Genomic DNA, 12,215 nt, shown 5'->3' on the forward strand with positions numbered 1-12,215 from the left:
GCCCGCGCACAGAAGGGACCAGCATGGATCGTGACGCCATTCTCGAGAAGGTCGTATCCGTCGCACAGGACACGCTCGACATCGCCGACGGCGTCGAGCTCACCGAGGGCACCAACCTCAAGGACCTCGGGGCCGACTCGTTTGACCTCCTTGAGTTCGTGACCGCGCTCGAGGACGAGTTCTCCTTGACCCTCGACGACGAAGCCGTGGGCACGATCGCCACGATCGGCGAGGTCGTCGACGCCGTCGAGAGCGCGCAGTAGGTGGGGGCCGTTCGTTGAAGATGCACCAGAGGGTGGCCGAGGCCGAGAGAATCTGCGGCCACCATTTCACAAACCAGCAGCTCATTGTCTCCGCCCTCACGCACCCCTCCGCGGTGGAGGGTCGTCCCGTCTCGGCCTCCTACGAGCGCCTCGAGTTCCTGGGGGACTCCGTGCTCGGCGCCATCATGGCCACCGACCTGTTCGAGCGCTTTCCCGAGATGGACGAGGGCGAGCTCACGCAGGCCAAGATCGCGCTCGTCTCGGGCAGGATGCTCTCGAGCGTGGCCGACGAGCTCGGCGTGGGGCGGCTCATCGTGATGGGCGAGTCCGAGCTGGGCACGGGCGCGCGCGGCATGCACTCCGCGCTCGAGAACGTCTACGAGTCGATCGTCGGGGCTCTCTACCTGGACGCGGGCTACGAGGTTACGCACGACTTCGTGCTCTCGACGCTCGGGCCGCAGGTCTCGGCGTCGCTCGCCATGAAGCCGATCAGCCCCAAGTCCCGCCTGCAGGAGGTCTCGCAGCGCGACTGGCACTGCGGGCCCGAGTACAAGCTCCTCTCCGAGGAGGGCCCCGCGCACGACCCCACCTTCACCTCGGCCGTCCTGGTCGAGGGGCGCAGGATCGGGCGCGGCACGGGCTCCTCGAAGAAGTCCTCCGAGAGCGCCGCCGCCGTGGACGCCCTCGTCCGCTTCGGCTACGCCGACGAGGGCGACTTCGAGGGCGCGGCAACCACCAACTAGCGCCAAGGAGGCCCTCCCCCGTGTATCTGAAGTCCCTCACGCTCAAGGGTTTCAAGTCGTTCGCCGACCGTACCCAGATGGTCTTCGACCCCGGCCTGACCGTGGTCGTGGGACCCAACGGCTCCGGCAAGTCGAACGTCTCCGACGCGATCCTGTGGGTCCTGGGAGAGCAGAGCGCCAAGATGCTGCGCGGCCAGGCCATGGAGGACGTGATCTTCTCGGGCTCGTCGGCGCGGGGAGCCGTGGGCGTGGCCGAGGTCACCCTCGTGCTCGACAACGCCGACCACACCCTGCCGATCGACTTTGCCGAGGTGGGCGTCACGCGGCGGATGTATCGCTCCGGGGAGTCCGAGTACCTGATCAACGGGGCGCCCTCGCGCCTCATGGACGTCCAGGACATCCTGCACGACTCGGGCCTGGGCAAGGACACCCATTCGATCATCAGCCAGGGCAAGCTCGACTCGATCCTCTCGAGCCACCCGGAGGAGCGTCGCGCCCTCATCGAGGAGGCGGCCGACATCTCCAAGCACCGCCGCCGCAAGGAGCGCAGCGAGCGCAAGCTCGCCTCCATGGACGAGAACCTCTCGCGGGCCAAGGTGCTCGCGCGCGAGATGGGACGCCAGCTCAAGCCCCTCGAGCGCCAGGTCGACAAGGCCAAGCGCGCGCACGACCTGCAAGACGAGCTTGCCGGCCTCACCCGCCAGCTGGCCGTCGACGATCTGCGCCGCCTGCAGGAGGACTACGAGCGCCTCTCCGCGCGCGGCCGGGAGGTCGACGCCGCGATCGAGCTCGCGCAATACCGCTTCGACGAGAAGGGGCGCGAGCTCGAGAAGCTCCAGTCGCTGCTCGAGCAGAAGGGGCTGTTCGTGGGTGACCTCGGTGAGCAGCGCCGTCGCATGCAGGATATCCTCGGCCGCATGGACTCCGACATGCGCCTGCTCGAGGAGAAGGGCAAGAACATGGTCGCGCGTCTCTCCGACATGCGCATGCAGCTGTCGGTGACCCAAAAGCAGCGCGCCGACGTCGCGCGCGAGCGAGAGGGTGCCGAGGCGGAGCGCTCTGACCTGTCCGTGCGCGTGGCAGACCTCAAGCGCAGCACGGACGAGCTCGCGCGGACCTCGCACGACGCCGTCGAGCGCCGCCGCGCCCTGGACGCAGAGCTCGCGCGCCTCACGGCCGACGAGCGCGCCGCGAGCTCGGAGGCGGACAGCGAGACGCTCGCCTACGCCAAGCTCGAGGACCAGGTCTCGAACGCCAAGCTCGAGGACCAGATGTTCGCCTCGCGCCTGGCGCAGCTCGAGGAGTCCACGCGCACGGCGTCCGAGGCCCTCTCCGAGCGCGCAGACGCCGCCGAGCGCGCCGCGTCCGAGCTCGAGGGCGCCCGGACGCGCGCCGACGGGCTCGCGGCGTCCATCTCGATGCGCGCCGCCGAGCTCGAGGCCGCGCGCGCCGCCGAGGCCGAGGCGCGCGGGAGGCTCTCCTCGGCCCAGGCCACGCTCGATGCGCTGTGCTCGGTGGACGCGGGCGTGGAGCAGGCGAGCCCGCTCGCCGCGGCCCTCGCCGACGAGCGGGCCGCCAACGTGGAGTGCCGCCTTGCCGACCTCATCGACGCGGACCCCGCTATCGAGGCGCTCGTGGAGCAGCTGCTCGGAGATGACCTCGCGGCCCTCGTCGTCGCGGACGCTGTCTCGGCGGGCTCGCTCGCCGAGCGCGCGCTCGGCCTGGAGGGCGTCGACGGGCGCGCCGCGATCGTCTCGCGCCGGGTGGCTCGTGCGGCCGCGGCTGCGGCCGACGCCCCGGGCACAGCCCTCATCGACCGCCTGCGCATCGCCGACGACGCGCACGAGCTCATCTGCGCCCTTCTCGGCGACGTGCGGCTCGTCGGGAGCGCCTCCGAGGCTGTGGCGGCCCATGAGAAGCTCCCCGCGCTCACCTACGTCACCGCGGACGGCGCGGCCGTCCTGCCCGACGGCCGCGTCCACGTGGGGTCGGCCCCCACCAACGAGACGGGCGCCCTCGAGCGCAAGCGGCGCATCCGCGCGCTCGACGAGGGCATGACCGCGCTCATCGACGCCCGTGACGTAGCTGCCGCCTCCGCGGCCTGCGCCGAGGCCGAGCTCGCGTCCGTGCGCGACCAGAGCGTCGCGGCGAAGGGGGAGGTCGCCCGGCTCGCAGCGGAGCTCTCCTCGGCCACTTCCGAGCGGGGCCGGCTGGAGGCGCAGCTCGCTCACGCGACCTCCGAGCGCACCCAGGTCACCAAGGCCCGCGAGGCCGCCCAGGCCCGCGGGTCCGAGTCCCAAGGCAAGATCGACGCCCACCGCGCCGCCGCCCGCGCCGCCCGCGCGCGCGCCGACGAGCTTGCCGGCCGCCTCGCCGAGAAGAAGGACGCGCACGAGGAGGCCATCCGCACCCAGGGCAAGGCGAGCCACGCCCTGTCCGACGCCCGCCTCGAGCTGGCCATGGCCTCCGAGCGCCGCCGCAACCTCGACGCCCGCCTGCGTGACCTCGACGCCCGCCTGCGCTCCCTGGCCGCGCGCATCGAGGCCACCGAGAGCGGGTCGCGCTCCCTGGAGGTCGTGAGGCTGCGCGTCGACCCCCTGCACGACCGCTACGACGCCATCCGCGAGCGCGCCCTCGACTGGGCGGCCCGCCTCAGGGACCGGGCCTCGCTCGCCGAGGCCGACTCGGACTCGCTCAAGCGCACCATCGGCGACGCGCGCCAGGCCGTGAGCGAGGCCAGCGAGGGGCTCGAGGGCGCCAAGCGAGCCTCCTCCGACGTCAAGGTCGACCTCGCCAAGCTCGAGGTGCAGGTCCAGGGGGCCATCGACGCCATCTGCGCGACCGGCGCCGTGCTCGACGAGGCTCTCACGCTGCCCGCGCCCGACGACCGCGAGGACGCGGAGCGTCGCGTGGCCGATCTCACGGCGCAGATCGCGTCCATCGGCCCGGTGAACGAGGTGGCCATGGACGAGTACCTGCGCCTCAAGTGCCGCGCCGACTACCTGGACGAGCAGGTGGCGGACCTCGAGAGCGCCCATGGCTCGCTCAGGAAGATCACGGCGGCCATCGACCGCAAGATGCGCCGGCGCTTCGTCGTGATCTTCGAGCGGGTCAACCAGAGCTTCTCGGAGATCTTCTCGCTGCTGTTCCCCGGTGGCCAGGCGCACCTCGAGCTGACCGACCCCGACAACCTCTCCGAGACGGGCGTCGAGATCGTGGCACAGCCGCGCGGCAAGCGCATCGCCAAGATGATGCTCATGAGCGGCGGCGAGAAGTCCCTGACGGCGCTCGCGCTGCTCTTCGCGGTCTACCGGGTGCGCACCGTGCCGTTCTACGTGTTCGACGAGGTGGAGGCCGCGCTCGATGACTCCAACCTCTCCAAGCTGCTCGATGCGATCGAGGAGCTCAAGAAGACCACGCAGCTGATCGTGATCTCGCACCAGAGGCGCACGATGGAGCAGGCCGACGTGCTCTACGGCGTCTCGATGCAGGCCGACGGCGTGAGCCACGTGGTCTCCCAGAGGCTCGACCGCACGACGGGAAAGGTGGTTGATGCATAGATGGGCCTGATGGACAGCCTGAAGAAGGGCCTCAAGCGCTCGCGCGAGGCGATAAACGAGATCTTCTACATGGGCGGCGAGGTCGACGAGGACTTCTGGGAGGACCTTGAGGACACGCTCGTGATGGGCGACATGGGTGCCGAGGTGGCCCTCTCGGTGACCGACGACCTGCGCGAGCAGGCGGCCCGCGAGAACCTCGTCCGCGCCGATCAGCTTAAGGACGCCCTCGCCCGTCGCCTGGCGGCGGAGTTTCCCGCAGCCGCGCGCGACCCCTTCGAGGACCTGCCGAGCTGCGTGGTCTTTGTGGGCATCAACGGGGCCGGCAAGACGACGACCGTGGGCAAGCTCGCGGGCCGCGCGAGGGACGCGGGGACGAGCTGCCTGATTGGGGGCGCCGACACCTTCCGGGCCGCCGCGATCGAGCAGCTCGAGGTCTGGGGGCGTCGCGCCGGCGTCGACGTGATCACGCGCGAGCGCGGGGCCGACCCGGCGAGCGTCTGCTACGACGTCGTGGAGGAGGCCGAGCGACGCGGCAGCGAGCTCGTTTTAGTGGACACGGCCGGCAGGCTCCACACCTCGGCCGACCTCATGCGCGAGCTTGCCAAGCTCGTGGGCGTCACGCGCAAGCGCTCGGCGGCACCGGTCTCGGTGGTGCTCGTGATCGACGCCACGACGGGGCAAAACGGCCTCGCCCAGGCGCGCGAGTTCAACGACGCGCTCGACCTCGACGGCCTTATCGTCACCAAGCTCGACGGGACCGCCAGGGGTGGCATCGCCCTGGCCATCTCCAGCCAGTTGGGGCTGCCCATCTACCGCATCGGGGTGGGGGAGTCGCTCGACGACCTCCAGATCTTCGACGCGCTCGACTTCTGCCGCGCCCTCGTGGGCGAGGAAGGGATGTAGCTCATGTTCAACTCACTGTCCGACCGCCTCCAGGACACCTTCGGGCGGCTGCGCGGCAAGGGCCGCCTCACCGAGGACGACATCAACGTCGCCATGCGCGAGATCCGCATGGCGCTGCTCGAGGCCGACGTCAACTATCGCGTGGTCAAGGGGTTCGTGGCCCGCTGCAAGGAGAAGTGCCTCACCTCCGAGGTCATGGACTCGCTCACCCCGGCGCAAAACGTCGTCAAGATCGTGCTCGACGAGCTCACGGTCCTTCTGGGGTCCACGGACTCCAAGCTCACGCTTGCGCAGAACCGCACGCCCAACGTGATCATGCTCGTGGGCCTGCAGGGCTCGGGCAAGACGACGGCCGCGGCCAAGCTGGCCTACCTGCTCAAGGGCCAGGGCCACAGCCCGCTTCTGGCGGCCTGCGACACGCATCGCCCCGCCGCCGCCGACCAGCTCGCCACCCTGGGTGGCGAGATCGGCGTGAGCGTGTACCGCGGGGACGGCGTCGACGCCGTGGCCGTGGCCTCCGAGGCCGTTCGCGAGGCGGTCGACCACCTGAACGACCTCGTGATCGTGGACACGGCCGGTCGCCTCCAGATTGACGAGGAGATGATGAACGAGGCCGTCGCCATCAAGAGGGCCGTGCGGCCCGACCAGATCCTCATGGTCCTGGACGCCATGGGCGGCCAGGACATCGTCAACGTGGTCAGCGAGTTCGCCACTCGAGTGGACTTCGACGGCGTCATCATGTCCAAGCTTGACGGCGACGCGCGCGGCGGCGGGGCGCTCTCCGTGCGCGAGGTCACCGGCAAGCCGATCAAGTTCGTTTCGATGGGGGAGAAGCCCGACTCGCTCGAGGTCTTCCACCCCGACCGCATGGCCAAGCGAATCCTGGGCATGGGCGACGTCGTGGGCATCATCGAGCAGGCCGAGAAGGTCGCCGACGAGCAGCAGGTGGCCGACGCCGAGCGCATGCTGCGCGAGGGCTTCACGATGGACGACCTGCTCTCCCAGATGCAGCAGATCAAGAAGATGGGCGGTCTCCAGAAGATCGCGGGCATGATTCCCGGCATGGAGCGCGCGATGGCCCAGGCCCCCGGGGCCGCCGACGAGGACCAGCTCGTGCGCATCGAGGCCATTATCCACTCCATGACCAGGGGCGAGCGCGTCCGCCCCAAGACCATCAACGGCCAGAGGCGCCGCCGCATCGCCGCCGGATCTGGGCGCAGCGTTCAGGAGGTCAACCAGCTCATCAAGCAGTGGGGCGAGATGAACAAGATGATGGGAAAGATGCGCGGCCTCACCCAGCAGGGCGCGGTCGGCAAGAAGAGTCGACGTGCGATGCAGTCCATGATGCGCAACATGGGCATGGGCGGCCGCCGCTAGCCCTCGGCGGCGGTTTCGTCCGTGAGATGGACGCGCCCGTTGTAGTCGAGCGAGATACCAATGGACGCCAAGGGGTCTCCTGGGCGCGGACGCTCGGGGTTGAGGATAAGTATGTCAGGAATGCGTATTTTGCGCTCTTCGAGGTCCTCGCCAATGGGGCGTAGGCTGATCTCCTCGTTGAGGGAGCGGTAGGGGACCTCGAACCCACCGTCTTGTGCAGGAAGCCTGAGGCGTAGCGCAAGCTTGCTCTCCATGGGGGACCAGGAGTCCTGGCAGGCAAGAGGCAGAGCCGCGCGCACCCTTTTGATTCCGTAGCCTGTTCCCATCCTGAGCAGAAGTCCTCTGATGTCCTGGAGAGTGGCGAGAGGTTTTTCGCGCCGGAAGAAGCCGTCCGGGACTCGCGGGTCGATTGTATAGGTACCGCACAGCTCGCTCATGAGCAGGGCGAGTTCGTGGACGGTGCAGATACGTGCCATCTGAAATGCGATGAGCCCGAGGGAGCTTACGCACGGTCCCTCGCCGAGGCGGACGAAGGCTCGCCGGGGAGGCCTCAGTTTAGTGACGTGCCTGATGACAAGGTCAGATGTATGACTGTCGTTATCGGTCGAGACAAGCAGGTGCAGGGGAGTCGACAGCTTCCCAAGAAACGAGCCCTCCCGCAAATCTCTCTAGGTCGATTTTTTTGGGTTTGGGTTCGCTTGCGAGGCTACGTTACAAGCAGGAAGCCTAATCTGCGCAGGTATGGTGTCAGGGCATGCCCGTGCAACCTCGATTGCGTAGACGAGCGAACCCAAACCCGGAAAGGGTTAGTTGTGTATGACGACGACGTCACCGACCTGAATGAGGTCGTAGAGCGACTGGCCGTCCGCGTAGCTCAGGTTAATACAGCCGTGGCTCCCGTTCCAGGTGTAGATCTGGCCGCCGAACGTGGAGCGCCACGGCGCGTTGTGGAAGCCGACGATGTTCCGTACGACGCCCATCCAGAACTGGACGTGGCTGTCCCACTCGGGCTCGTTGGTCTCGGCGTTGACGGGCCCCGTGAGGTTGATGTTGCCGGAGAGGCGGTTGGTCACGGTCCAGACGCCCGTGGGGGTGCCGCGGTTCAGGCTGGGCTGGCCGGTCACCGTGTCGGCGTCCCAGATGAGAGTGCCGTTGTCGTAGAAGTAGATGTGCTGCGCGGGGATGTCCACGTCGATGTAGCGGGTGCCCCAGTCCTGCCCTCCGGGGTTCACCTGGGCGGCCTCCTGCAGGGTGGGCAGGGCGAGGGTCGTGGGCTGGCCGGCCTGGATGGCGGCCGCGAGCTCGTCGGCCGCAGTCTCGCCGTCGATGAGCCAGCCGTAGACGCTCGCGCCGAACGCCGCGGAGCCGTCGTTGACGGTCTCCACGACACCGTCGGGGCGCGTGTAGGTGCGCTCGGCCCCCACGGTGTCGAGCAGCTCGGAGAGCTCGCCGTGGCACCAGGTCGCGATGGCGTCGGTGTCGAGCGACACCGAGAGGTCGTCCGCGATCGTGACCCACCCGGCGATCTGGTCGGCGGTGACGTTGTAGACGTCCTGGTCAGCGAGGGTGAGGGTGGTGGCCGCCTGGACGTAGGCGTTGGCCTGGGCGACCGCGTCCTCGATCGAGCCGCCCGTGGAGAGGCACTCGTCACCGAGGACCACGGAGGCCGCGTGCTGGGCGAAGGCGGTCGACAGAACGCCAGCGACCGCGTCGACGTCAAGGTACTGGGCGATGACCCGATCGTCAAGCGCGAAGGAGGCCGAGGAGGAGTCGTAGGAGATCACGTCGCCGGAGTCCTCGCTGGCCGCCTGGCGGCTCTCGTCCATGGCGGGGGCGAGAAGGGCGGCGAGCTTGTCGTGGTCGAAGCTGACGCCAGCCTCGGCGGAGAGGTCGTGGGTGCGGGTGACCTCGACCGGCCACGCCCAGGCGCTGACCTGCGTGAGCGCCGAGCGGGCGTAACTTGCCCCGTCGCAGGTGAGATCGATGTCGGAGCCGAAGACGGTGAGGTCGACGCCGTTGCCGGTGACGTGCGTCTGGAGGGCGGCGACGGCGTCGCTCTTCTGCGAGCCCACGGCGGAGGCGGTCTTCAAGGAGACGTCGGCTCCGTCAAGTGTCGTGTGGGGCATGAAGACGAAGCTGAAGACGGCGACTCCCCCCAGGTAGACGGCCAGAAGGACGCCGACGATGACGACGGGTGCGATCCAGCGCCTCCTGTGAGATTTGTTCGCACGCTTGGTCGCGCGCTCTGCGCTCATGTGGTTGGGCATGCTTTGCACCTCGTACTTTGCTCGTCGGACGTGTCCAGGACGCGTGAGCGCCACTGGGCTATCGTACTCTAGGTGGGGGATTCGAGGGCGTCGCATTAGTTTCACAAGGCCAAAGGAGAAGAATATGGCACAAGTCTTTCGGTTGGCCGAACTCGACGACGAGCGCCTCGACGCGTTCGCGCGCCTGACCGACCGGCAGCTGAGGGGCGCGCTCGAGGCCGAGCGGGGAATCCTCGTGGCCGAGTCGCGCCTCGTCGTGGAGGTGGCGCTCGAGGCGGGGGTCGTCCCGCTCGCGTTTCTCGCCAACGAGCGACAGCTCGCGGCCTGCGCCGACCTGCTGGGGCGCGCGGGCGACGAAGTCCCCGTCTACGTGCTGCCCGACGAGGAGATGGCGCGCCTCACCGGCTACCAAGTGACGCGGGGCCTTCTGTGCGCGATGCGCCGCCCGCCCGAGCGCCCCTTTGACGAGGTCGTGGCCGGGGCCCGCCGCGTCGCCGCGCTCGAGGACCTCGTGGACGTGACCAACGTGGGAGCGCTCTTCCGCTCGGCCGCCGCCCTGGGCGCGGACGCGGTCGTGCTCTCCCCGGGCTGCGCGGACCCGCTCAACCGCCGGAGCGTGCGCGTCTCCATGGGAACGGTCTTCCAGGTCCCCTGGGCGCGCGCCGAGAAGGGCACCTGGCCCGACAAGACTCTCTCCGACCTGCGCGAGCGCGGCTTCTCCTGCTGGGCGATGGCCCTGGGCCCCGACGCCGTGCCCATCGACGACCCTACCCTCGAGCTGGGCGAGAAGCGCGCGCTCCTCTTTGGCAGCGAGGGGCCGGGCCTCTCCGAGCGCGCCCTTGCCGCCTGCGACCGGCGCCTGGTCATTCCCATGGCCAACGGCGTCGACTCCCTGAACGTCGCCGCCAGCTCCGCTGTCGCCTTCTGGCACCTCTTCCGTCACTAAGTTCCTGTTCCAAGCCCAGCACCGACGGCTCCGCCCCACGAAGACGCAAGACGTCCTATGTCCTGGCTGGCTGACCCCCGCCTTTCCAAGAGAGACATTCTGAGAGATCCCTCCCCCTGCAAGCAGGGGGAGGGATCTCGAAGATGAGCGATGGAAAGGTGGGGGTCAGCCCCGTACCGGCTACTCGACCGGCTCCGGCATCTTGGGGGCGAAGCCGTCGTCGCGGGTGAGGATGTTCATGAATTCCTTGCCCGTGACGGTCTCCTTCTTCTGGAGATAGTGCGCGATCTCGTGCAGCTTGAAGCGATTGGCCTTGAGCGTCTCGAGGGCCGTCCGGTGGCCCTCCTCCACGAGGCGCTGCACCTCGGCGTCGATCTCCTGCGCGGTGCCCTCGGAGCAGGTGAGCTCGGAGCCGCCGCCCAGGTAGCGGTTGCGCTGCTGGCCCAGGGCGACCATGCCGAACTTGTCGGACATGCCGTACTGGGTGACCATCGCGCGTGCGAGCTGGGTGGCCTTCTCGATGTCGTTTGAGGCGCCCGTGGTCATCTCGTTGAAGATGAGCTCCTCGGCCGCACGGCCGCCACACAGCACGGCGATCTTGTCCTTGGCCTCCTTGCGGGTGGTCAGGAAGTGCTCGTCCTCCTCGACCTGCATGGTGAACCCGAGCGCGCCCGAGGTGCGCGGCACGATCGTGATCTTGGTGACCGGCGCACGACCCTTCTGGGTGGCCGCCACGATGGCGTGGCCGGTCTCGTGATAGGAGACGACCTCCTTCTCGTGCGGGGAGAGGACCGTCGACTTCTTCTTCTCGCCGGCGATGACCACGTCGACGGACTCGACGAGGTCCTCCTGGGTCACACGGCTGCGCCCGAAGCGCACGGCGCGCAAGGCCGCCTCGTTGATGATGTTTGCGAGGTCGGCGCCCGAGGCGCCCGGCGTCGAGCGGGCGATGACGCCGAGCTCGATCGAGCCCTCCATCTTGACGTCGGTGGCGTGGATCTTGAGGATGGCCTCGCGGCCCGCGAGGTCGGGCAGCTCGACCGGGATGCGGCGGTCGAAGCGGCCGGCGCGCAGGAGCGCCTGGTCGAGGGACTCGGGCCGGTTGGTGGCCGCCAGGACCACGATGCCCTTGTGGTTGTCGAAGCCGTCCATCTCGGACAGTAGCTGGTTCAGGGTTTGCTCGCGCTCGTCGTTGGAGTTAAGGCTGCCGTCGCGCCTCTTGCCCACGGCGTCGATCTCGTCGATGAAGATGATGCAGGGGGCCTTCTCCTTGGCCTGCTTGAACAGGTCGCGCACCTTGGCGGCGCCGCGGCCCACGAACATCTCCACGAACTCGGAGCCAGCGATCTGGAAGAAGGGCACGTCGGCCTCGCCGGCCACGGCCTTGGCCAGGAGCGTCTTGCCCGTGCCCGGAGGGCCCACGAGCAGGGCGCCGCGAGGGCAGCGCGCACCGATCTCGGTGTACTTGTCGGGGTTCTTGAGGAAGCTCACGATCTCGACTAGGGAGTCCTTGGCCTCGTCCTGGCCGGCCACGTCCTTGAACGTGACGCCGGTCTCCTCGCCCTTGATCTCCTTGACGTTGGACTTGCCAAGGCCGCCTCCCATGCCAAAACCGCCCCCGCGGAAGTTCATCGAGGGACCGTCGTCGCCCATGGCCTTCTTCATGCGGCGGTTGAACCACCAGCCGAGGCCAAAGAGCAGAAGCAGCGGCAGGCCGTAGGAGATGAGCATGTAGAGCAGCAAAGAGTTGCTATCGCTGGTGGGAAGCTCCGCCACCATCGTGACGCCGTGCGAGCGCAGGGTGCTCGTCAGGTCGGCGTCGCCGGGGAAGGCGACGGTGGTGTAGAGCTGCTCGTCGTCGCCGGAGCCCGTGGTGAACGTGATGGAGCCGTCGCTCGTGTCTATCGTGGCTTTCGTGACCTTGCTGTCGTCGACCATGTTGAGGAAGTCGCTGTAGGCGACCTCCTGCGACTGCTTCGAGGTGAGGCTGGGGCCGATCGTCTGGCTAATCGCAAGGTACGCGACGAGCGCAATCAAAATGTAGAGCAGCATCGAGCGCCGCCGTTTGTTCTCGTTCATGTCCATCGGTAGGAAACCTTTCGCGTCGCGCCGAGTCCGAGTGAGGGGCCCGTACGCGAGCCCTTGGGTCTCTCATA

Annotated in this window: 9 protein-coding genes; 6 read left to right on the forward strand and 3 right to left on the reverse strand. The window is 68.5% G+C overall.

The genetic code is table 11. The features are described from left to right. The first annotated feature begins 23 nt into the window (after positions 1–23). The 5 genes from INP52_RS04310 to ffh are packed head-to-tail and all read left to right on the forward strand — an operon-like array spanning position 24 to position 6,846. Positions 24–263: a phosphopantetheine-binding protein gene (locus tag INP52_RS04310; RefSeq protein WP_194372710.1), complete on the forward strand. Its 240-nt coding sequence runs from the start codon at positions 24–26 to the stop codon at positions 261–263. Positions 264–277: 14 nt separating this feature from the next. Beyond that, entirely contained in the window at positions 278–1,006 is a 729-nt protein-coding gene (gene rnc / locus INP52_RS04315; RefSeq protein ID WP_194372712.1) for a ribonuclease III, read from the forward strand. Positions 1,007–1,026: 20 nt separating this feature from the next. Further along, positions 1,027–4,566 carry a chromosome segregation protein SMC gene (smc, locus tag INP52_RS04320; protein ID WP_194372714.1) on the forward strand — a complete coding sequence of 1,180 codons (3,540 nt, stop codon included), beginning with the start codon at positions 1,027–1,029 and terminating at the stop codon, positions 4,564–4,566. Next, on the forward strand, positions 4,567–5,469 hold the full coding sequence (gene ftsY / locus INP52_RS04325; protein WP_194372716.1) for a signal recognition particle-docking protein FtsY: 903 nt from the start codon (positions 4,567–4,569) through the stop codon (positions 5,467–5,469). Positions 5,470–5,472: 3 nt separating this feature from the next. Then, entirely contained in the window at positions 5,473–6,846 is a 1,374-nt protein-coding gene (gene ffh / locus INP52_RS04330; RefSeq protein ID WP_194372718.1) for a signal recognition particle protein, read from the forward strand. Here ffh and INP52_RS04335 read toward each other — a convergent pair. Both INP52_RS04335 and INP52_RS04340 read right to left on the reverse strand, forming a co-directional pair. After that, entirely contained in the window at positions 6,843–7,322 is a 480-nt protein-coding gene (locus INP52_RS04335; protein WP_194372720.1) for a hypothetical protein, read from the reverse strand. The two genes, ffh and INP52_RS04335, sit on opposite strands and share 4 nt — an antisense overlap. Before the next feature lie 330 nt (positions 7,323–7,652). Further along, positions 7,653–9,113, reverse strand: coding sequence for a L,D-transpeptidase family protein (locus INP52_RS04340; RefSeq protein ID WP_194372722.1), 1,461 nt, complete (start codon positions 9,111–9,113; stop codon positions 7,653–7,655). Between the two features lie 124 nt (positions 9,114–9,237). On the opposite strand from INP52_RS04340, the gene INP52_RS04345 reads away from it, so the two are divergent. Beyond that, the gene (locus INP52_RS04345; protein ID WP_194372723.1) at positions 9,238–10,059 is read left to right on the forward strand and encodes a TrmH family RNA methyltransferase; all 822 of its coding nucleotides are present in this window, start codon (positions 9,238–9,240) and stop codon (positions 10,057–10,059) included. 180 nt (positions 10,060–10,239) lie between these two features. Here the strand turns inward: INP52_RS04345 and ftsH are convergent, their stop codons facing one another. Next, a complete protein-coding gene (gene ftsH / locus INP52_RS04350) occupies positions 10,240–12,144 on the reverse strand; it encodes an ATP-dependent zinc metalloprotease FtsH (RefSeq protein WP_194372724.1) in 1,905 nt (634 codons plus the stop codon). Between the last annotated feature and the right edge of the window lie 71 nt (positions 12,145–12,215).

Source organism: Thermophilibacter immobilis (assembly GCF_015277515.1).
GTDB lineage: Bacteria > Actinomycetota > Coriobacteriia > Coriobacteriales > Atopobiaceae > Thermophilibacter > Thermophilibacter immobilis.

Bases quoted from the DNA above. Each gene is read 5' to 3' on its own strand.
- INP52_RS04310 (WP_194372710.1), top strand. From the start codon at position 24: ATGGATCGTGACGCCATTCTCGAGAAGGTCGTATCCGTCGCACAGGAC.
- ftsY (WP_194372716.1), top strand. From the start codon at position 4,567: ATGGGCCTGATGGACAGCCTGAAGAAGGGCCTCAAGCGCTCGCGCGAG.
- ffh (WP_194372718.1), top strand. From the start codon at position 5,473: ATGTTCAACTCACTGTCCGACCGCCTCCAGGACACCTTCGGGCGGCTG.
- INP52_RS04335 (WP_194372720.1), bottom strand. From the start codon at position 7,322: ATGGCACGTATCTGCACCGTCCACGAACTCGCCCTGCTCATGAGCGAG.
- INP52_RS04340 (WP_194372722.1), bottom strand. From the start codon at position 9,113: ATGCCCAACCACATGAGCGCAGAGCGCGCGACCAAGCGTGCGAACAAA.
- INP52_RS04345 (WP_194372723.1), top strand. From the start codon at position 9,238: ATGGCACAAGTCTTTCGGTTGGCCGAACTCGACGACGAGCGCCTCGAC.
- ftsH (WP_194372724.1), bottom strand. From the start codon at position 12,144: ATGGACATGAACGAGAACAAACGGCGGCGCTCGATGCTGCTCTACATT.